This window comes from Bradyrhizobium forestalis (assembly GCF_002795245.1).
In the GTDB taxonomy this organism is placed as follows: domain Bacteria; phylum Pseudomonadota; class Alphaproteobacteria; order Rhizobiales; family Xanthobacteraceae; genus Bradyrhizobium; species Bradyrhizobium forestalis.
Map to the genome: position 1 here is coordinate 363,364 of NZ_PGVG01000003.1, position 18,234 is coordinate 381,597.

Annotated in this window: 20 protein-coding genes; 11 read left to right on the plus strand and 9 right to left on the minus strand. The window is 65.0% G+C overall.

Annotated elements, in window-relative coordinates; genetic code table 11:
• Positions 1–9: 9 nt before the first annotated feature.
• From CVM73_RS06045 to CVM73_RS06060, 4 genes are read right to left on the minus strand one after another with little or no spacing between them, the layout of a single operon-like run.
• Positions 10–1,593, minus strand: coding sequence for an acyl CoA:acetate/3-ketoacid CoA transferase (locus CVM73_RS06045; protein ID WP_100231087.1), 1,584 nt, complete (start codon positions 1,591–1,593; stop codon positions 10–12).
• Between the two features lie 4 nt (positions 1,594–1,597).
• A complete protein-coding gene (locus CVM73_RS06050) occupies positions 1,598–2,740 on the minus strand; it encodes an acyl-CoA dehydrogenase family protein (protein WP_100231088.1) in 1,143 nt (380 codons plus the stop codon).
• Positions 2,741–2,752: 12 nt separating this feature from the next.
• Positions 2,753–3,121 (minus strand): tautomerase family protein, encoded by a 369-nt coding sequence (locus CVM73_RS06055; protein WP_100231089.1) that lies wholly within the window; start codon positions 3,119–3,121, stop codon positions 2,753–2,755.
• 3 nt (positions 3,122–3,124) lie between these two features.
• Positions 3,125–4,210: a LacI family DNA-binding transcriptional regulator gene (locus CVM73_RS06060; protein WP_100231090.1), complete on the minus strand. Its 1,086-nt coding sequence runs from the start codon at positions 4,208–4,210 to the stop codon at positions 3,125–3,127.
• Positions 4,211–4,397: 187 nt separating this feature from the next.
• Between CVM73_RS06060 and dapA the strand changes: the two genes are divergently transcribed.
• On the plus strand, positions 4,398–5,306 hold the full coding sequence (gene dapA, locus CVM73_RS06065; RefSeq protein ID WP_100231091.1) for a 4-hydroxy-tetrahydrodipicolinate synthase: 909 nt from the start codon (positions 4,398–4,400) through the stop codon (positions 5,304–5,306).
• A 5-nt stretch (positions 5,307–5,311) separates the two neighbouring features.
• Here dapA and CVM73_RS06070 read toward each other — a convergent pair whose 3' ends face one another.
• Positions 5,312–6,214 carry a LysR family transcriptional regulator gene (locus CVM73_RS06070; RefSeq protein ID WP_100231092.1) on the minus strand — a complete coding sequence of 301 codons (903 nt, stop codon included), beginning with the start codon at positions 6,212–6,214 and terminating at the stop codon, positions 5,312–5,314.
• Positions 6,215–6,406: 192 nt separating this feature from the next.
• Between CVM73_RS06070 and CVM73_RS06075 the strand changes: the two genes are divergently transcribed.
• From CVM73_RS06075 to CVM73_RS06120, 10 genes are all read left to right on the plus strand, one after another.
• Complete coding sequence (locus tag CVM73_RS06075) at positions 6,407–7,597, plus strand: CaiB/BaiF CoA transferase family protein (protein WP_100231093.1); 1,191 nt, start codon at positions 6,407–6,409, stop codon at positions 7,595–7,597.
• The gene (locus CVM73_RS06080; RefSeq protein ID WP_100231094.1) at positions 7,594–8,757 is read left to right on the plus strand and encodes an acyl-CoA dehydrogenase family protein; all 1,164 of its coding nucleotides are present in this window, start codon (positions 7,594–7,596) and stop codon (positions 8,755–8,757) included. Before CVM73_RS06075 ends, CVM73_RS06080 begins: the two co-directional genes overlap by 4 nt.
• Positions 8,758–8,767: 10 nt before the next feature.
• Positions 8,768–9,175: a MaoC/PaaZ C-terminal domain-containing protein gene (locus tag CVM73_RS06085; RefSeq protein WP_100231095.1), complete on the plus strand. Its 408-nt coding sequence runs from the start codon at positions 8,768–8,770 to the stop codon at positions 9,173–9,175.
• A 3-nt stretch (positions 9,176–9,178) separates the two neighbouring features.
• Positions 9,179–9,610: a MaoC family dehydratase gene (locus CVM73_RS06090; protein ID WP_011086090.1), complete on the plus strand. Its 432-nt coding sequence runs from the start codon at positions 9,179–9,181 to the stop codon at positions 9,608–9,610.
• Positions 9,607–10,557 (plus strand): dihydrodipicolinate synthase family protein, encoded by a 951-nt coding sequence (locus CVM73_RS06095; RefSeq protein ID WP_100231096.1) that lies wholly within the window; start codon positions 9,607–9,609, stop codon positions 10,555–10,557. The genes CVM73_RS06090 and CVM73_RS06095 overlap by 4 nt, the downstream gene beginning before the upstream one ends.
• A 16-nt stretch (positions 10,558–10,573) precedes the next feature.
• A complete protein-coding gene (locus CVM73_RS06100) occupies positions 10,574–10,876 on the plus strand; it encodes a DUF4286 family protein (RefSeq protein ID WP_245452228.1) in 303 nt (100 codons plus the stop codon).
• A 121-nt stretch (positions 10,877–10,997) separates the two neighbouring features.
• On the plus strand, positions 10,998–11,834 hold the full coding sequence (locus CVM73_RS06105) for an ABC transporter substrate-binding protein (RefSeq protein ID WP_100231098.1): 837 nt from the start codon (positions 10,998–11,000) through the stop codon (positions 11,832–11,834).
• Positions 11,835–11,853: 19 nt separating this feature from the next.
• Positions 11,854–12,585, plus strand: coding sequence for an amino acid ABC transporter permease (locus CVM73_RS06110; RefSeq protein WP_100231099.1), 732 nt, complete (start codon positions 11,854–11,856; stop codon positions 12,583–12,585).
• Positions 12,582–13,373 carry an amino acid ABC transporter ATP-binding protein gene (locus tag CVM73_RS06115; RefSeq protein WP_100231100.1) on the plus strand — a complete coding sequence of 264 codons (792 nt, stop codon included), beginning with the start codon at positions 12,582–12,584 and terminating at the stop codon, positions 13,371–13,373. Before CVM73_RS06110 ends, CVM73_RS06115 begins: the two co-directional genes overlap by 4 nt.
• Positions 13,374–13,391: 18 nt before the next feature.
• Positions 13,392–14,321, plus strand: a complete 930-nt coding sequence (locus tag CVM73_RS06120) for a dihydrodipicolinate synthase family protein (protein ID WP_245452229.1) — start codon at positions 13,392–13,394, stop codon at positions 14,319–14,321.
• On the opposite strand, the gene CVM73_RS06125 is transcribed toward CVM73_RS06120, so the two are convergent.
• The 4 genes from CVM73_RS06125 to CVM73_RS06140 are packed head-to-tail and all read right to left on the minus strand — an operon-like array spanning position 14,318 to position 18,222.
• Entirely contained in the window at positions 14,318–15,622 is a 1,305-nt protein-coding gene (locus CVM73_RS06125; protein ID WP_100231102.1) for an LLM class flavin-dependent oxidoreductase, read from the minus strand. The genes CVM73_RS06120 and CVM73_RS06125 overlap by 4 nt on opposite strands.
• Before the next feature lie 16 nt (positions 15,623–15,638).
• A complete protein-coding gene (locus tag CVM73_RS06130; RefSeq protein WP_100231103.1) occupies positions 15,639–16,397 on the minus strand; it encodes an ABC transporter permease in 759 nt (252 codons plus the stop codon).
• Positions 16,394–17,209 (minus strand): ABC transporter permease, encoded by an 816-nt coding sequence (locus tag CVM73_RS06135; protein ID WP_100231104.1) that lies wholly within the window; start codon positions 17,207–17,209, stop codon positions 16,394–16,396. The genes CVM73_RS06130 and CVM73_RS06135 overlap by 4 nt, the downstream gene beginning before the upstream one ends.
• On the minus strand, positions 17,206–18,222 hold the full coding sequence (locus CVM73_RS06140; RefSeq protein WP_100231141.1) for an ABC transporter substrate-binding protein: 1,017 nt from the start codon (positions 18,220–18,222) through the stop codon (positions 17,206–17,208). Before CVM73_RS06140 ends, CVM73_RS06135 begins: the two co-directional genes overlap by 4 nt.
• Positions 18,223–18,234: the final 12 nt, after the last annotated feature.

Here is an 18,234-nt window from a genome sequence, read left to right on the forward strand (position 1 = left end):
GGTGATCCCTCAGGCGACTTTGCGTGGCCGCGCCGGGAGGGCCCTAAAACTCTGCGCGATGCCCATCGGCCCGGAGCGGAAGATGCGCGGGTCCATGTCTTTCAGTTGCGGGCTGATGCGTGGACGAAAGCCCATATTGGCGAGAATGTCCTCTTCCAGCCGCACGCCGGGCGCGATCTCGGTCAGCGTCACGTGGCCGCTCTCCAGCTCGAATACGGCGCGCTCGGTGATGTAGCTGACATGCTGGCCGCGCTGCGCGGCAAGCGAGGCGCTGAAGCTGATCTGGCCGACCTCAGGGACGAACTTGTGGAAGGCGCCGTCGCGCCGGATCGCGAGGCGGCCGTTCTCGACACCGATGTCGAACTTGCCGCCGGTCATGGTGCCGCTGAAGATCAGCCGCTTAGCATTCTGGGTGATGTCGATGAAGCCGCCGGAGCCGTCGCGGCGCTCGCCGAAGCGGGTGACGTTGACGTTGCCCGCCTCGTCCACCTCGGCGAAGGAGAGGAAGGCGCAGGAGAGGCCGCCGCCGTCATAGAAGTCGAACTGATAGGCCTGGTCGAGAATGACGCGCGGATTGATCGCGGTGCCGAATTCGCGGGCATGACCCGGCACGCCGCCGACGACGCCGGATTCCACCGTCAGCGTGATCAAGTCGGAGATGCCTTCCTCGGCCGCGACATTGGGGATCATCGCGGAGATGCCGACGCCGAGATTGACGACGTCGCGCGGGCGCAATTCGAAGGCGGCGCGGCGGGTGATCACCCGCCGCTCGGTGAGCGGATCGGGCGTGATCATCGCCTCTGGAACCCGCGTCTCGCCGCAGCGCGCGGGATCATAGGCGGTGCCGTAGGTCTGCATCTGCTCGGGCTCGAGCACGACGTGGTCGATCAGGAAGCCCGGAATCTTGACCATCTGCGGATGGATCGAGCCGCGCTTCACGATGCGCTTGACCTGGCAGATCACGGTGCCGCCGGCATTGTGCACGGCCTGCGCGATCGACAGATCCTCGCGCGTCGTGCCCTCGTGCTCCATGCTGATATAGCCGTCCTCGTCGGCCGAGGTCCCGCGGATGATGGCGACGTCGGGCGGGGCGGGGACGCGGTACAGCAGCCAGGACTGGCCGTGCAGCTCAAGCAGGTCGACCAGTGGCGCGGTGGTGCGCTTGTTCATGCGCCCGCCGTCCTGGCGCGGGTCCATGTAGGTGTTGAGGCCGACATGGGTGAGCACGCCGGGATGCTTCGCGGCCATGGCGCGGCAGAGCTGGCTCATCACGCCTTGCGGAAAATTGTAGGCGTCGATCAGCTCATCGCGGACGAGACGCATGAACGGCACCTGCAGCCCGAAATTGCCGCCGATCACGCGCGCGATCAGGCCTTCATGGGCGAGATGGCAGAGGCCCTTCTCGGTCACGGCGCCGACGCCGGTGATGTTGATCAGCGTCAGATTGTGCGGGCCGTGACCGCCGAGGAAACGCTGCTCCAGTGCGTCGAGAATGGCTTCGGCAGCGCCGGTGCCGCCATTGCCGCCGACGATCAGCGTGTCAGTGTCGCGGATGAGACCGGCGGCCTGTGCCGCTGTGATGATGCTCAGCATGCCCTCACGCGGCCTCCTTCTCGACCTGGCGGGCGATGATCAGCCGCTGGATCTGGTTGGTGCCCTCGTAGATCTGAGCGAGGCGGACGTCGCGGAAGATGCGCTCGATCCGATACTCGCGCGAATAGCCGTTGCCGCCGTGGATCTGCAGCGCGTTGGAAACGTGCTTCATCGCCATGTCGGTCGTGAACAGCTTGGCCTGTGCCGCTTCCTTGGCGATCGGCTCGCCGGCATCGTGCAAGCGCGCGGCGTGGTGGATCAGCAGGCGTGCAGCCGCGATGTCGGTCGACATGTCCGCGAGCATGAACTGCACCGCCTGGTAGCCGATGATGGCCTGGCCGAACTGCTTGCGGTCCTTTGCGTAAGCCGTGGCATCCTCGAACGCGGCCTGGGCCATGCCTAGCGCCATCGAGGCCATCATCAGCCGGCTGAAGTTGAAATTGCTCATGGCCATCTTGAAGGCCCGGTTCTCCGGCCCCATTACGCTGTCGGCGGGCAGGCGCACGTCGGAGAAGGTGATCTGGCAGTCGTCGAGGCCGTGCATGCCGAGTAGCTCTTCGTTCTTGCCGCGCGCGATGCCGGGCAGGGCGCCGTCGACGAGAAGACAGGAGATGGCGCGGTGGCCCGCATCCGCGCCGGTGCGCGCGAACACCATGATGCGGTCGGCGACGCCGCCGAGCGTCACCCAGGCCTTGGTGCCGTTGAGCCGCCAGCCATTGCCCTCGCGCACCGCATTGGTGCGGATGCCAGCGACGTCGGAGCCGTGGTCGGGTTCGGAGACGGCGGTGGCGGGAATGATGTCGCCGCTCAGGATTTGTGGGATGAGCGCCTTGTGTGCCTCGGTGCCGTGATGATCGAAGAACAGCACGGCCTCGACCGGGATCGCGAAGGCGTTGGCGACCGCGCCGGAGCAGCGCGCCAGCTCCTCCATCGCGATGCAGGCCGCCATCGCATCGAGACCGGCGCCGCCGGCGCCTTCGCGCAGGCAGATGCCGAACAGGCCGAGATCGGCCATGCCCTTGTAGAGCGCGCGGTTGAAGCGGTCCTCGCGATCGATCGCCGCGGCGCGCGGCAGGATTTCTGCCTCCGCGAAGCGGCGGGCGGTCTCGCGCAGGGCCTTCTGGTCTTGGCTGTAGAAGCGGTCCATGGCGTGCTCCCGTCAGTCGCTGGCGAGCTTGGAATCGTGGGAGACTTCACTGCGGTCGCGGTCGAGGAAATAGACCGCGACGTCATCGCCCGGCACGCCATAGGCGCTGCATACGGCGCGGGTCAGCGCGATGGCGGCGGCGCGGCGCTCGGCCTCGCTGCGGCGGAAGGCGTGGACCTTGAGCAGGATGCGCTGGCCGGTGGCCTCCGCGCCAAACCTGCCGGCATGGGCGTAGTCGTCCGGCGCAATGTTCAGGAAATAGAGTGTGACCGTATCAGCGGTGACGCCGAAGGCTGACATCAGGCCGTCGGTCACGGACCGCGCCAGCGCGGCCTTGCGCTGGGCTGGAGCTTGCGGGGCGAGCACTTCGACATAGGGCATCGATCAGACCTTCGCGGACTTGGCCGTAGATGATTTGGATGAAGACGATTTGGACTTGCCGGATTTCGCAGGGGCCGGGGTGTCGATCTGGCGGCAGGAGTCGCGCTGGATCAGCCGGGCGCCGACGCGATATTCGCGGACACCGTCATTGCTGCTTCCCTTGGCATCCATGCGATGCAGCAGCCGGTCGACGGCGAGATTGGCAAGATCCCGGGCGCCGTTGTCGACGATGCTGATGGCCGGGCGATGCCATTCGAACCATGGCATGTCTTCGTAGCAGAGCAGCGAGAGATCATCGGGAATGGCGATGTTCCGTTCCGCGGTGACGCGCAACACGCCGAGCGTCGCTTCATGATTGGCGACGAAGATCGCGCTGGGCGGGCGGGGAAGGTCGAGCAGCTTGCGGCAGCACGTCGCGCCGGTCTCGGGCACGTAGTGGCCGGCATGAATCAATGTGTCGTCCCTGGCGATGCCGGCTTCGCGTAGCGCGCGGACATAGCCGGACAACCGCTCGCGGCCTGACGTCGTGTCCTGGCGGCCGACGATCAGCCCGATGCGCTTGTGCCCGAGCTCGATCAGGTGACGTGTGCCCAGATAAGCGCCTTGCGGATCGTCCGCGAGCACGGTCTCGAGATCGGTCGCGTCATCGCGCCGCACCAGGCAGACGATCGGTATGTCCTTCGCCAGCGCCTTGAGCTGCGGGCCGTTCTTGCCCGTGGGCACCACGATCAGCCCGTCGATGCGGTGGTCGACCAGCGTGGTGAGGGTGTCGCTCTCCTGCTGCTGATCGTCGCCGCCGATGCACAGAAGCATCTGATAGCCCAGCGCCTTCAGGCGCGCCTGCAGCACTTCTGCCATCACCTGGAACGAGGCGTTGGTGAGATTGTGGACGAGGAGCGCCACGAGGCGCGACTGTCCGGTCTTGAGGCCCCGCGCGATCGGGTTCGGCCGGTAGCCGAGTTCGCGCGCGATGCGCACCAGGCGCTGCTGCGTGCGTTCGCTGGTCAGGCCGGTTCCCGTCAGCGCCCGGGACGCAGTGCTGACTGAAACACGGGCCGCCTGTGCCACATCTTTGAGCGTGACGCTCATCTAACCCGCCGATAGACTGCAAACGATTGCAGAAACGCTAGGAGCTTATTCTACACGGATCAAGCTCAAAGAATGGATGGTGTTGCCCAATGCAGAGCCATTTATGCAAACGATTGCATAAAAATTCCGGATATTCCGCAGGCGGCGCTCATCGTCTGAATTCACCCGAGCGCCCGGCAGTATCCCGATGAAGACGTTCCGTGGCACCTACACCGTTATGATCACCCCGTTCACGGCAGCGGGCGAGGTCGATGTCGCGGCCTTGCGCGCCTTCGTCGACTGGCAGATCGCGGAAGGCATTCACGGGCTGATCCCGCTCGGCTCGACCGGCGAGTTCCTGTCCATGGACGATGACGAGAAGGCGCTCGTCGCGGAGGTCGTCATTCGCCAGGCCGCAGGCCGCGTGCCGGTGCTGATCGGTACCGGCGCGGAGGATACGCGCGAGGTCGTGCGTCTCAGCCGCCGTGCCGAAAAACTGGGCGCGGACGGCGTCATGATCATTCCGCCGTTCTATTCGACGCCGACCGTCGACGAGCTGGTGCATCACTACCAAACGGTGGCCGATGCGATCGCGCTGCCGATCATGGTCTACAACAATCCCGCGACCGCCAATGTCGATCTCAAGCCGCCACTTGTGGCGCGCATCGCCGAGATCGACAACTGCCTCTATATCAAGGAGTCGACGCTGGAGGTGACGCGCGTGCGCGACATCATCCGCCTTTGCGGCGACAGGATGACGGTGTTCGGCGGCATCCTCGGCTTCGAATCCTTCGTCGAGGGCGCGCAGGGCTGGGTGGCCGTGGCCTCCAACGTGGTTCCGGCGGAGATGGCCCGCATCTTCAGCCTCGTCGCCGACCACGGCGCGATCAAGGAAGCGCGCGAGCTTTATCTGAAATACCTGCCGGTGATCGAGTTCGTCGGCGGCCAGGCCTACGTCGCCGGCAGCAAGGCGCTGCTCAGTCATATGGGCTTTGCAGCCGGCCATCCGCGCCCGCCGCGACTGCCACTCCCCGCAGCACAGGATGCTGCCGCGCTGGCGTTGGTCGGGCGCTTCGGTCTGACCTTGCCGGATGCATCAAAGCGGGCGAGCGCATGAAGGCCTCACTGCCGCGCCACTGCAATCCGGGCCGCGATCTCCTCGCGCGCGTGCCTGATCAGGGATTGCGTCAGCCGCTGTTGCATGCGGCCGGCCGGCACGACGGCAGATACGGTGACCTCGGTCTTCGGTTTGAACGGTATGCTCCTGAGGCGGCTATAGCGCGTCGAGGACGCCGTCAGCTCGTCCATGATGGTCACCCCGAGCCCTTCTTCGACGAAATGTCCGGCGACATTCATGAAGCGCACCTCAATGGCGGGCGCGAAGTTGACGGCGCTGCGGCGAAACGCCTCCTGGATCAGGCTGCTGATGCGGCTCGAGGTGCGGGCGTTGATCAGAGGCATATCGCGCAGATCGGTCGGACTGACGAAGCTCAATTGCGCCAGCGGACTGTCGGCCGGGCAGGTGCAGACCATGTCGAGCTGGGCCAGCGGCAAATAGTCCAGCGTCGGACGCGGATGCGGCTCCATGGCGAAGCCGACATCGACGACACCGGTCTCGACATATTCCAGGAGGTCGTCGAGCCGCTGCGTCTCAAGCGAAATTTCGACGCCGCAATGGTCGCGGCTGAAGCGTGCGACAACTTGCGGCAGCAGCGATTCCGACAATTCGGATGTCGCGATGATCCGCATCCGTCCCTTGCGGCCGGCGCGCAGATGCGCCGCCGTCTGGCTGATCAGGTCCTGCATCAGGAACAGCGGCTCGGCCTCCGCGAGCAGGATCTGCGCCTCCTGCGTCGGGATCATGCGCTTGTTGACGCGGTCGAACAGCAGGAAGCCGAGCGTGGTCTCCGCGTGCTTGATGGCGTTGCTGACCGCCGGCTGCGACATGCCGAGATCCTTCGCCGCCGCGACGGTCGATCGTGTGCGCATCACGGCACGCAGGATTTCGAGCTGTCGAAGATTCATCGGGATGGTCCGGTCACAGGTGAGCGACGACAGTGTGCATCATAGATTTTGGTTATCAACCTCGCCCGGAAAATAATTGATGGCAATGTTGTCGATCATCGAAGTGTCAGCCTACGCTCCACGCGAAGATATCGCGCGATGGACGAAGCATTCTCAAATGCGAAAGCCTGAGCGCCAGCATGGTGTGAATGGATGAACCTGCTCGACGGCGTCAAGATCCTCAGTTTCAATCACTATCTCGCGGGTCCACTTGCCGCGCAGACGCTCGCCGATCTCGGCGCCGATGTCATCGCGATCGAGCCGATCGAGGGTGCGTTTCAGCGCAACTGGGCGGTTGCCAACCACTTTGTCGCAGGCGATAGCGTCAATCATCTGGCCACGGGGCGAAACAAGCGCAGCCTCGCCGTCGATCTCAAGCATCCCGACGGCGTCGCCGCGGTGAAGAGGCTGGTCGCGACCGCCGATGTCGTAATGGAGAATTTCCGGCCGGGCACCATGGCCAAGCTCGGTCTCGGCTACGAGGCGCTCAAGGCGATCAACCCCGGTCTGATCTATGCGGTGGCAACCGGCTTCGGATCGGAGGGGCCGTACAAGGATCGTCCGGGCCAGGACTTGTTGCTCCAGGCGATGTCGGGCCTCGCGATGCGGACGGGACGTGCCGATGGCGAGCCGACGGCGGTCGGTGCCGTCATCGTCGACCAGCATGCGGCCTCGCTCTACGCCATGAGCATTCTCGCCGCGCTGTTCGCGAGAACGAAGACCGGCAAGGGCCAGCTCGTCGAGATCAACCTTTATCAGGCCGCGCTCGATCTCCAGGTCGAGCCGCTGACCGCCTGGCTGAACGGTGCGCCGTCGCCGACGCCGCGCGGCCCCGCCGGCATCGCCGCCTGGTTCAGCCCCGGGCCTTACGGTGTTCACGCCACGGCGGACGGCCATATGGCGATCTCCATGGCCGCGCCCAAGGCGCTGGCGGTCGCGCTCGACAGCGAAGAGCTGAAGTGGTTCGGCGAGGCCGACAGTTTCTCGAAGCGCGAGGAGATCACGCGGATCGTTGCTATCAGGCTGAAACAGAAGTCGACCGCCGACTGGTTGCCCTCGCTCGAAGCGGCACGCATCTGGCACGCACCGGTGCAGGACTATCGTGATCTCGAGACCGACCCCCAGCTCAACCATCTCGGCGTGTTCAAGAGCGCCGAGAGCGCAGGTGGCGCGCCAATCCGGATGGTCGCCCATCCCGCGCGCTATGACGGGCAGACGCCGGAGGTACGGCTGGTGCCGCAGCGGCTGGGCGCGCAGACGCGCGAGGTGCTCGGCGAGATCGGCTATGGCGCTGCCGACGTTGACGCGATGATCACCGGCAAGGCCGTGGGAGTGGCGCGATGATCGATTTTTCTCTCCCCGAGGAGACGCGCCTCCTGGTCGACACCGTCCGCCGTTTCGTCGAGACGGAGGTGCAGCCGCTCGAAGACGTCGTCGAGCAGACGGCCAAAGTGCCGGCCGATGTGCTGGCGGTCACCAAGGCCAAGGCGCAGAAGCTCGGCCTCTACGCCATGAACATGCCGGCGGATGTCGGGGGCGGCGGTCTAACTTGCGTCGAGCATTGCCTGGTCGAGGAAGAATTCGGCAAGACCTCCGACGCACTGATACGCCGTGTGTTCGGCCAGGTCTATCCGATGCTGATGGCCTGCAAGGGCGATCAGGTCGAGCGCTATCTGCTGCCAACGGTGAAAGGCGATAAGATCTGCGCCATGGCGATCACCGAGCCGGGCGCCGGCTCCGACGCGGCGTCGATCAGCACGACGGCGCATCTCGATGGTGACCAGTGGGTGCTCAACGGCACCAAACACTTTATCAGCGACGGCGACATCGCCGACTACATCATTCTGATGGCGATGACCGACAAGGACAAGCGGGCCCGTGGTGGCATCACCCTGTTCCTGGTCGACCGAGCTACGGCCGGTTTCAAGGTCGCGCGCACCCAGCCGATGATGGGTCATCGCGGCTACGGCCATGCCGAGCTGAGCTTCGAGGACTGCCGCATTCCCAAGGCGGCCGTGCTCGGTGAGGTCGGCGGCGGCTTCAAGCTGATCATGCAGAGCGTGCTGCAGATCCGGCTTGCCCATATCGGCGCGCGCGCCGTCGGCATGGCGCAGCGCGCGCTGGAGATGATGCGCAGGCACGCCGGCGAACGGCGCCAGTTCGGCCAGCTGATCGGCGATTTCCAGATGGTGCAGAAGCTGATCGCCGATTCCGCCACCGAGATCTTCGGCGTCAAGATGATGGTGATGAATGCCGCCTGGGACATCGATCAGGGCAAGGATGCGCGCGACAAGGTCTCGATGATCAAGGTCGCGGCGTCCGAGATGCAGGGCCGCGTGGTCGACCGTGCCATCCAGGTGTTCGGCGGCATGGGCTTCAGCAAGGACCTGCCGCTGGAGCGGATGTATCGCGACGCCCGCGTCACCCGCATCTATGACGGCACCTCCGAAATCCACCGCATGCTGGTCGCGCGCAGCACCATCAAGAACGGCTTGCAGCTCTAGGAAACGATCGATGTCCCACGCACCTCTCAACCCCGGCGCCGCCTTCGCCTTCCGCAAGACCATGACTGTGGCAGAGCAGGCGATGTTCACCGGCATCAGCGGCAATCTCGGCGGCCTCTATGTCGATGCCGTGCGTGCCAAAAAGGCCGGCGCGTCGAACATGGTCGCCTTCGAGCTTGCCGTTGGCGGTCTCGCCACCACCTGCCTGAGCCAGCTCGGTGGCCCCACGCGGCGGATCGGCAGCATTGCGCTGAATTTTGCCGCGCCCGTGATCGTTGGCGAGTCCGTCGAAGCCAAAGCTGAGATCGTCTCGGTTGCGGGGGAGGAGGCGGTCTGCCGGGTCACCTGCACGCTGTCGCCCTCCGGCGCAACGGTGGTGGACGGCACCGCAACGCTGGTTCCCTTCACGACGGCCTGAGCCATGTACGAGCCAAAGTCCTTCGACGATCTCAAGGTGAATGACAGGGTCAGCCTGAGCAAGACCATCACCGAGGCCGATGGCGCGCTCTATATCGCCGCGACCGGTGATTTCGGCCCCGTTCATGTCGACGAGGTCTACGCCGGCGCGACGCGCTTCGGCCGTAGGCTGGCGCCAGGGATCATGGTCGCCGGCCTCTGCACGAGCATCCTCACCTCTGAGCTGGTCGGCACGATCGGCGTCTCCGTGGAGGACCGGTTCTGGTTCACAGGTCCCGTATTCTACGGCGACACGCTCACCTTCGATGTCTGGATCGCCGAGCAGCACGATGAGACCCGCACGATCATCTGGGAGGCGAGCGCACGCAACGAGGGCGGCCTCGAAGTGCTGAAGGCGCGGGCGAGCCTGAAATTCCCACGGCGGAAACCGTCATGAGCAAGCCGACGAAGAAACCAGATCTGCGTGGCGTCACGGTGGCGACCGTGCTGCCGTTCAGGAACGACAGCTCGATCGACTGGGATGGCTATGCCCGCGTGCTGGATTATTGCGCGTGCCCTGATGGCATCGCGGCGGTGTTCGTCAATGGTCACGCGGGCGAGGGCGGATCGCTTTCGGACGACGAACGTCAGGCCGTGATCGAGCGGACGCGCCGGCAGATCGGTGCGAAGCCGCTGCTTTCAGGCATCATCGCGCATTCGACGGCGGAAGCGATCCACCAGGCCCAGCTCGCGGAAACGGCCGGCGCCGATTGCGCCGTGTTGTTCCCGCCTGCGCCGCTAGGCGGCGGCGCCTCGGCGACCTCACGCGCGCCACTGGCTTTCGTGCAGGCGGTCAGCTCCGCGATCGGAATTCCCGTGTCGATCTTCCAGTACCCGCTTGCGTCCGGGTTTGGCTATTCGCCGGAGACACTCGCGAAAATCGCTGCGCTCGACAGCGTCATCGCCATCAAGGAGGGCAGCGACACCATGCTGGCCTATGACGAGAACCGGCGAGCGGTGAAGCAGGCGGATCCATCTGTCGCGATCCTGCCGTCGAACTTCAACTGGTTCCTGCCGCAGCTCGCCGTCGGCGGTGACGGCATTCTCTCCGGCCTTGTCAGCCTCGCGCCGCATCTGTTCGCAGCGCTCTGGCAGGCCTCGCTCGCCGACGACCTCAAGGCGATGCGCTTCGTCAACGAGCGGCTCTATCCGATCGTCCGCGCCATCTACGGACCTGCCCCGATCATGGACATGCACACCCGCATGAAGGTCGGGCTGAAGGCGCTCGGCCTGATCCGCAACGCCGATCCGCGGCCGCCGCTGCTGCCGGTTCTGCCAGCGCTGTGCGATGCCATTGCAACCACCGTCGGCGCGGCGCGCGCGGCCGGCGACATCCGCACTTAGCATGAGGGGCGAGCCGATGCCGGACGACGCCTTCATCCACATCGTGCGGGTCGACATCGATCCCGAGCACGAGGCTGCGTTCAACGCCTGGTACGAGCAGAAGCATTTTCCTGATCTGCTCGCTTGTCCCGGCTGGCTCTCGGCAAAGCGCTTCGTCACCGTCGGCGACGGGCCGAAATATGCCGCCATGTACGAGGTCGCGGGCAGGTGGGCGTTCGAAACGCCGGAATTCCTGAAGGTGAAGGGCTTTGGTCCGTTCGAATCCCTGGTGAAGAATTTCATGCGCATTCAGCTCAGGCCGATGTCGGGATCGGCTTGAGCAGATCGAAGACGATGCTGCCGGCCGTGTCGCGAGATCCGGCCGGCCGCATCCAACAAGCATCGAGGGGAATCCCGGGCGAGGAACTGCATCGGTCATTGGCGTCTTACTGGAGGTATCCATGGTCTCGACACTGTTTCGCTTGGGTGCGGCTGCCGCACTCGTTCTCGCATCCACGGCGGTGCATGCCGCCTGCACGCCCGCAATCACCAACGACGATCTGATCGCGCCGGGCAAATTGCAGCTCTCCATCAACCCGACCAATCCGCCGCAGCAATTCGTCGACAAGGACGGTCAGCTGCAAGGCCTCAACGTCGAGCTCGCCGCCGAGCTCGGCAAGCGGTTGTGTCTTCCCGTCGAACTCGTCCGGATGGATTTTCCGGCCATGATTCCCGCCTTGGGCGCAGCGCGCATCGATGGCGTGAATACCGGCATGTTCTGGACCGAGGAGCGCTCCAAGCTGATGTACATGGTGCCTTACGCCATTCAGGCCATTTCGGTCGTGGTGGCTCCCGACAGCGGCACAAAAATTGCTACCGAAAACGATCTGATCGGAAAGTCATCCGCCGTCGAGGTCAGCAGCTACCAGATGAACTGGCTCAAGAAGCTCAACGATGCCAGCGTAGCGAAAGGCGGAGCGGCTGTCGAGATGCGGACGTTCCCGACTGCGACCAACGTCGTCAGCGCGCTGCTTGCGGGCCAAGTTGACAATGCGCTGCTGGTCGACAGCGTGGCACGCGATCTCGTCGGCCGTGGTCGTGTGAAGGAAGTCCTGAGCGGGCTCGGCACGGCCAGGACCACGCTTGGCTTCCGCAACAAGACGGTCGCCGATACCGTCGTCAAGGCGCTCAACGCGATGCGCGCCGACGGCAGCTACCAAGCCCTGTTCGACAAGTTCGGCCTGACCAGTATGCCGGCCGATCAGCCGCTTGCGATCGCCGGCCCCGGTCCGGCCTGATACCCACGGAGACGAGCCGATGAGCCATTTCAGTCCGACGGCCGCCGTCAGCTACTTCTTCAACTACTTCCTGATGAAGGGAGTGCTCGTCACCATCGGCTTGACGGTGGCGGCGGTCGTCGGCGGATTGATCCTCGGCATGGGCATCGCATTGTTGCGCATGTCGTCCAATCCGGTGCTCGCGGGCGCCGCACGCTTCTACATCTGGTTCTTCCGCGGCACGCCGCTCCTGATCCAGCTCGTCGTGATCTACAGCGGCTTGCCGCAGCTGGGGATCAAGTTCAGCGTGATCACCTGCGCGCTCGTCGGCCTGATCCTCAACGAGGCTGCCTATCTCGCCGAGATCGTGCGCAGCGGCTTCATGGCGGTGTCGGCGGGGCAGCGTGAGGCCGCCTGGGCGCTCAGCCTGTCGCCCTGGGTGACGTTCCGCCGCGTGACCCTGCCGCAGGCGTTCCGGCTGATGATCCCGCCGCTCGGCAATTCCATCAACTCGCTCTTGAAGGCAACATCGCTCGCTTCCGTGATCTCGGTTGAGGAGCTGATGCGCCGCAGCGACATGCTGATGCAGGAGCATTTCCAGATCTTAGAGGTCTATGCGGCTGCGACGGCGTATTACCTGATCCTCACCTCTGTCTGGGATGCGGTTCAGCGCCGGCTCGAGAAGCATTTCGGTCGATCAAGTGCCGCGAAAGCCAGGCAGGTCGCAGCGAGCGCGCCGGTTGCGCAGGCGAGTGTGGAGGCCCGTGCATGAGCGAGAGATCGATGGCTAGGGCCGAAGGTGCAACAGTGCAGCCGCAGCTCCGTGAGGTGCCTGCGGTCCGTATGGAGGCGGTCTACAAGCACTATGGCGACTTCACCGCGTTGAACGAGGTCGATCTCAAGGTCGCCAAGGGCGAGAAGATCGTGGTCTGCGGTCCCTCAGGCTCGGGCAAGTCGACGCTCATCCGCTGCATCAACCACATCGAGAAGCATGATGAGGGCCTGATCTACGTCAACGGTGTCGAGCTCGATCATCAGCGTAAGAACATCGACGCGGTCAGGCGCGACACCGGCATGGTGTTCCAGAGCTTTAATCTGTTTCCGCACATGACGGTGCTGGAGAACTGTACCCTGGCGCCGATGACCGCGAACGGGATGAGCGAGGCCGAGGCCAAGGATCTCGCCATGCATTTCCTGACCAAGGTCCGGATTCCGGACCAGGCGGCGAAATTTCCCGGGCAACTCTCCGGCGGTCAGCAGCAGCGCGTCGCGATCGCGCGGGCGCTGTGCATGCGGCCAAAGATCATGCTGTTCGACGAGCCGACCTCCGCACTCGATCCCGAGATGGTCAAGGAGGTGCTGGAGACCATGAAGAAGCTCGCCGAGGAGGGTATGACCATGCTGTGCGTGACGCATGAGATGGGCTTTGCCCGCGAGGTCGCCGACCGCATCGTGTTCATGAACGAGGGCAAAGTGGTCGAGCAGGCCGCGCCGGAGGAATTCTTCAAGCATCCGAAGTCGGAGCGGGCGCGAACGTTCCTCGACCAGATCATTCATTAGCTGGCGATGTCGGCCACGATGCGGACATTCAGCGATCGCCTGCGCGGCGTCCATGCCGCCACCATCGTGTCGATGACGCCCGATTTCGAGATCGATGAGGCGCAGCTCGCAGCCCATCTTACCGCGGTCGCATTCACATCCGGCATCAACGGGCTCCTCGTCAACGGTCACGCCGGCGAGAATTTTGTGCTGTCGCGGGCCGAGAAGCGGCGCGTGGTGGAGCTGGCGCGTCGGCACGCACCGAAGGACTGCCTGATCGTATCTGGGGTCAACCATGAATCGAGCCTAGAGGCCGCGCGCGAGGCGGCTGCGCTGGAACAGGCCGGCGCGGACGGGCTGCTGGTGTTTCCTCCCAACAGCTGGGCGCTCGGCCATGCCGATGATTGCGTGATCGAACATCACCGCCACGTCCGCGATGCCACGACGGTACCCTTGATGCTTTACGCTGCGCCCGTCGGCGCGGGCGCGATGGCCTACGCGCCGCCGCTGCTGACGCGGCTTGCCGCCGATCCTCGCTTCGTTGCGGTGAAAGAGGGCAGCTGGGAGGTCGCAGCCTACGAACAGAATCTCAGGCTGATCCGGAAACTGCGACCGGACTTCGTCGTGCTCGGCTCGGGCGATGAGCATCTGATGACGAGCTATATCGTGGGCTCGGCCGGCAGCCAGGTCAGTCTCGCCTGCGTCGTGCCGGAGCTTGTGGTCGGCCTCTGGACTGCCGCCGAGGCCGGCGATTGGGAGCGGGCGCGCGCCGCGCATGAGCGGCTGTATCCTCTGGCGGTCGCGATCTATCGTGAGGCGCCCGGAGGGCGGGCGACCGTGCGGCTCAAGGCGTGCCTGAAATTGCTCGGACGCCTGTCATGCGATGCGGCGCGGCCGCCGCAGCCGCCAGCGACACGCGGCGAGTTGCAGGCACTCGAGCAGGCACTGCGAACTGCCGGCGTGCTCTAAGCCGCGAAGGACGGATTGGCCGGCCGCGCGAGGCCGAGATGATCGCGCAATGTCGTTCCCTCGTAGTCCGCACGGAACAGCCCGCGCTCCTGCAGGATCGGCACGACGAGCTGGACGAAATCTTCGAACTCTTCGTGGAAATAGGGCGGCATCACGTTGAAACCATCGGCGGCACGCTCCTCGAACCAGAGCTGGAGCGTGTCCGCGATGCGCTCGGCCGAACCGCACAGCACCCAATGGCCGCGGGCGGCGGCGGTGAGATTGTAGAGGTCGCGCAGCGTCATGTTCTCGCGGCGGCCCTTGGCAAGCATGACGCTGGCAAAGCTGTGATAGCTGTCCGACGGCGCGATATCGGGGATAGGACCGTCGAGATCGTAGGCCGACATGTCACGGCCGAAGCGGTCGGACAGGATGGCGAGCGCGTTGCTGCCGCTGACAAAGCTCTGGAGTGTATTGAGCTTCTCGAACGCCTCCTTGTCGGTGCGGCCGACCACGGGCATCACGCCCGGCAGCACCGTGACGTCCTCGGGCCTGCGTCCGAACGCCGGCAGGCGCGTCTTCAGCGAGGCGTAACCGATCTTGGCTTCGTCGATATCCTGCACCACCGAAAACACGATATCGGCGGTGCGCGCGGCAAGTGCCTGTCCGGCCTCGGGGCCGCCGGCCTGGAGCACGACCGGGTGGCCCTGCGGGCTGCGGCCGATGTTGAGCGGGCCCTTGACCTTGAAGAACGCGCCTTCATGGTCGATCGAGCGAAGCTTCGCTGGATCGATGTAGATGCCGCTGGCGCGGTCCGCAACGATGGCGTCATCCGCCCAACCGTCCCACAGGCCCTTGACCACGTCGAGGAACTCACCGGCCATCTCGTAGCGGCGGGCGTGGTCGGGATGGGTCGTGCCGAAATTCGCCGCGGTCGCCGGATTGGCCGTTGTCACAGCGTTCCATGCGGCGCGCCCCTTTGATATGTGATCTAGCGAAGCAAACACGCGTGCGACCGAGAAGGGATCGCTGTAGGTGGTGGAGACGGTGGCGCCGAGCCCGATATGGCTGGTCGAGGTCGATAGCGCCGCCAGCATCGTCAGCGGCTCGAGCCGCAGCGTGTAGGAGGGATGGGCGTCGGCGTCGGCATAGAGATTGTCGCCCATGAAGATCAGGTCGAACTTGCCGCGCTCGGCGGTGCGGCCGATCTCCCGGATCGCGGCAAAGTCCTGAAAGCTGTCAACCGCGCCGGGGTAGCGCCAGCCCGCGACATGGCTGCCGGTGCCGAGGATGAACAGGCCGAGATGCATCTGTCGTTTCATGGTGTGTTTCCTGGCGTCATGTCCAGAACAGGATCTTGCGTTCGAGGAAACCGATCAGGCCGAAGAAGGCGAGGCTCGCCGCGGATGCGACGAAGATCGCCGCCCAGACCTGGACGAAGTCGATCTGGAGCACGGCCTGGTAGATCACCCAGCCGAGTCCGCCATGCGCGCCGAGCATTTCGGTGACGATCGCCACGATCACGCTGCGCACCGTGGAGACGCGCATGCCGGCGAGCAGCAGCGGCAGGGCGGTCGGCAGCCGCAGGCGCCACAGCACGCCAAAGCGGCCCGCGCCAAAACTCTTCATGAGATCGACGGCGCGGCGATCGACACGGTCGAGCCCGGCCAGCATCGACAGCAGGATGGTGAAGCTCACCGCCATCGCCACCATCACGATCTTCGAGCTGACGCCGATGCCGAACCAGAGCAGGATCAGCGGCGAATAGCCGACCACGGGTACCGAATTTATCGCGGTTGCAAGCGGCAGGATCGCACTGCGCAGCGCCGGCACCAGCGCGATAGCGACGGCGAGGCCGGTGCCGATCAGGCAGCCGAGCCCGTAGCCGACCAGCGCTTCGAGCAGCGTGTAGCCAGCGGCGTCGATGAGAATGGCGCGCTTGGACCAGAGGCCGACGAGGATGTCGCTGACGGCGGGCAGCACATAGGCCGGCAGATGCAGTCCGCGCGCCAGGCCTTCCCAGCATGCGATCAGGAGGACGGCGCCGAGAATGCCGCGCTGGACGGCGAGCGAGGGAGAGGCGAGCGCACGGCTCATTGCTCGGCGCTCCAGAACACGAGCCGCCGCTCCACCGCGGCGACCACCGCATAGAAGCCTGTGCCGAGCAGGGCCGCGGCGAGCAGGGCGCCCCAGATCGCGACGACGTTCTCGGTGAACATGGCTTGGAGCAGCAGCACGCCGAGGCCTGTGGTGTCGCCGAACCATTCGCCGACGATGGCGCCGACGAGGCTCAGTGACGCAGCGAGTCGCAGCGCCACGAAGATCTGCGGCAGCGCGGTCGGCAGCTGCAGGCGCAGTAGCAACTGGCGATTGGAGGCGCCGAAGCTGCGCATCAGGGCGACCTGCTTGGGATCGACGGTCTCGAGACCGAGCAGCGTATTAACGGTCACCGGAAAGAAGGTCAGGTAGAATGCGATGATCGCCTTGGCGAGCAGCGTGTTGCCGAACCACAGCACCACCAGCGCGCCGAAGGCGATGACCGGAATGGTCTGCGACACCACGAAGATCGGAAAGATCATTTCGCGCAGCGCGCGGACGCGGAAGAACACGATGCCCATGAGCACGCCGAAGGCGCCGCCGGACGCAAAGCCAATCAGCGTCTCCGCCAACGTGCGCAGGAAACCGTCGACATAGGCCCGAGGCGTCGCCGCCATCGCCAGCAGGATGGTGCTGAGACGCGGCAGGTAATAGGGCCTGATACCGAACAGTATCACCGCGCCTTCCCAGATCACCGCCGCAATGGCGAGGCCGAGCAGGAGCCGAATCAGCTTGCGCAGCGAATCCGGCATCGTGATCGACCGCGTCGCGGCGGCGGCCTCACTGAGCGATGTCGCGGCAGGGCCGCTCACGGCAGCCGATCCGCCACGGGGACGCTCTGGATGAAGCTGGCATCATAGGCGGCGGCAAGATCCAGCGGCTTGGAGATCACGCCATATTTCAGGAAGAAGTCGTGGGCGGTCTTGACCGCGTCGGCGTCGATCCAGAACATGCCGTTCTTGGCGGCCGCGCCTGCGGTCATCAGGCGCTTGACCTCCGTGAGCATGAACTCCTGCTGCGTCCGATCGAGCGTCGGGGCGGCGGCCATCACGGTGTCGACGGCACCCTTGGGATCGGAGAATGCGTCCTTCCACCCCTTGAGCGAAGCGCGCAGGAACGCCTTGACCAGCTCCGGCTTCTCCTTGGCGGTCGCCTCGGCCACGATCAGCGTGTCGCGGGGGAAGGTGATGCCGTAATCCTCGGCGACGAAGGTCTTCAGGCTGTCCTTCGGCATGCGCGACTGGATGGTGTAGAACTCGTTGTAATAGGTCGCCGTGACGACATCGACGCTGCCGTCGACGAAAGGCGTCACGGACACCTGCTGCGGCTGGATCTTCAGCTCGTCTGGTTTGATGCCTTCCTTGGCCAGCATGCCGTTGAGCACATGGTTGGCGCCGGTGAACCAGGTGGTGACGGTCTTGCCCTTGAAATCCTGGATCGTCTTCACCGGCCCGTCCTTGCGGGTGACGAAGATGAATGGCGTGATCTGGTGCGACACGCCGATGCAGACGATCGGCAGTCCCTTGTCACGGGCGGCGAACACGCTGTCGGTGCCGCCGGAGAGGCCGAACGTGTCCGCGCCGGTCGCGACCAGGTTTTCGGTCAGCAGGTTGGGCCCGCCGGGATTGATGGTGAGGTCGATGCCCTCGGCCTTGTAGTAGCCCTTGGCGGCCGCGACGTAGAAGCCGGCAAACTGCGCCTGCGGGAGCCATTTCAGGCGCAGGCTCGCCTTCTGCAATTCGGCTGCGGGTGCAGCCGTCACAAGCGAGCCGGTCGCCAGTGCGATGGCGGAGAGGACGGTGAAGGCGTGGCGTCGGCTCAACATGGTCATACTCCA

Coding starts and splice junctions, on each gene's coding strand:
- CVM73_RS06045 (WP_100231087.1), bottom strand. CDS start 1,593: ATGCTGAGCATCATCACAGCGGCACAGGCCGCCGGTCTCATCCGCGAC.
- CVM73_RS06050 (WP_100231088.1), bottom strand. CDS start 2,740: ATGGACCGCTTCTACAGCCAAGACCAGAAGGCCCTGCGCGAGACCGCC.
- CVM73_RS06055 (WP_100231089.1), bottom strand. CDS start 3,121: ATGCCCTATGTCGAAGTGCTCGCCCCGCAAGCTCCAGCCCAGCGCAAG.
- CVM73_RS06060 (WP_100231090.1), bottom strand. CDS start 4,210: ATGAGCGTCACGCTCAAAGATGTGGCACAGGCGGCCCGTGTTTCAGTC.
- dapA (WP_100231091.1), top strand. CDS start 4,398: ATGAAGACGTTCCGTGGCACCTACACCGTTATGATCACCCCGTTCACG.
- CVM73_RS06070 (WP_100231092.1), bottom strand. CDS start 6,214: ATGAATCTTCGACAGCTCGAAATCCTGCGTGCCGTGATGCGCACACGA.
- CVM73_RS06075 (WP_100231093.1), top strand. CDS start 6,407: ATGAACCTGCTCGACGGCGTCAAGATCCTCAGTTTCAATCACTATCTC.
- CVM73_RS06080 (WP_100231094.1), top strand. CDS start 7,594: ATGATCGATTTTTCTCTCCCCGAGGAGACGCGCCTCCTGGTCGACACC.
- CVM73_RS06085 (WP_100231095.1), top strand. CDS start 8,768: ATGTCCCACGCACCTCTCAACCCCGGCGCCGCCTTCGCCTTCCGCAAG.
- CVM73_RS06090 (WP_011086090.1), top strand. CDS start 9,179: ATGTACGAGCCAAAGTCCTTCGACGATCTCAAGGTGAATGACAGGGTC.
- CVM73_RS06095 (WP_100231096.1), top strand. CDS start 9,607: ATGAGCAAGCCGACGAAGAAACCAGATCTGCGTGGCGTCACGGTGGCG.
- CVM73_RS06100 (WP_245452228.1), top strand. CDS start 10,574: ATGCCGGACGACGCCTTCATCCACATCGTGCGGGTCGACATCGATCCC.
- CVM73_RS06105 (WP_100231098.1), top strand. CDS start 10,998: ATGGTCTCGACACTGTTTCGCTTGGGTGCGGCTGCCGCACTCGTTCTC.
- CVM73_RS06110 (WP_100231099.1), top strand. CDS start 11,854: ATGAGCCATTTCAGTCCGACGGCCGCCGTCAGCTACTTCTTCAACTAC.
- CVM73_RS06115 (WP_100231100.1), top strand. CDS start 12,582: ATGAGCGAGAGATCGATGGCTAGGGCCGAAGGTGCAACAGTGCAGCCG.
- CVM73_RS06120 (WP_245452229.1), top strand. CDS start 13,392: ATGCGGACATTCAGCGATCGCCTGCGCGGCGTCCATGCCGCCACCATC.
- CVM73_RS06125 (WP_100231102.1), bottom strand. CDS start 15,622: ATGAAACGACAGATGCATCTCGGCCTGTTCATCCTCGGCACCGGCAGC.
- CVM73_RS06130 (WP_100231103.1), bottom strand. CDS start 16,397: ATGAGCCGTGCGCTCGCCTCTCCCTCGCTCGCCGTCCAGCGCGGCATT.
- CVM73_RS06140 (WP_100231141.1), bottom strand. CDS start 18,222: ATGTTGAGCCGACGCCACGCCTTCACCGTCCTCTCCGCCATCGCACTG.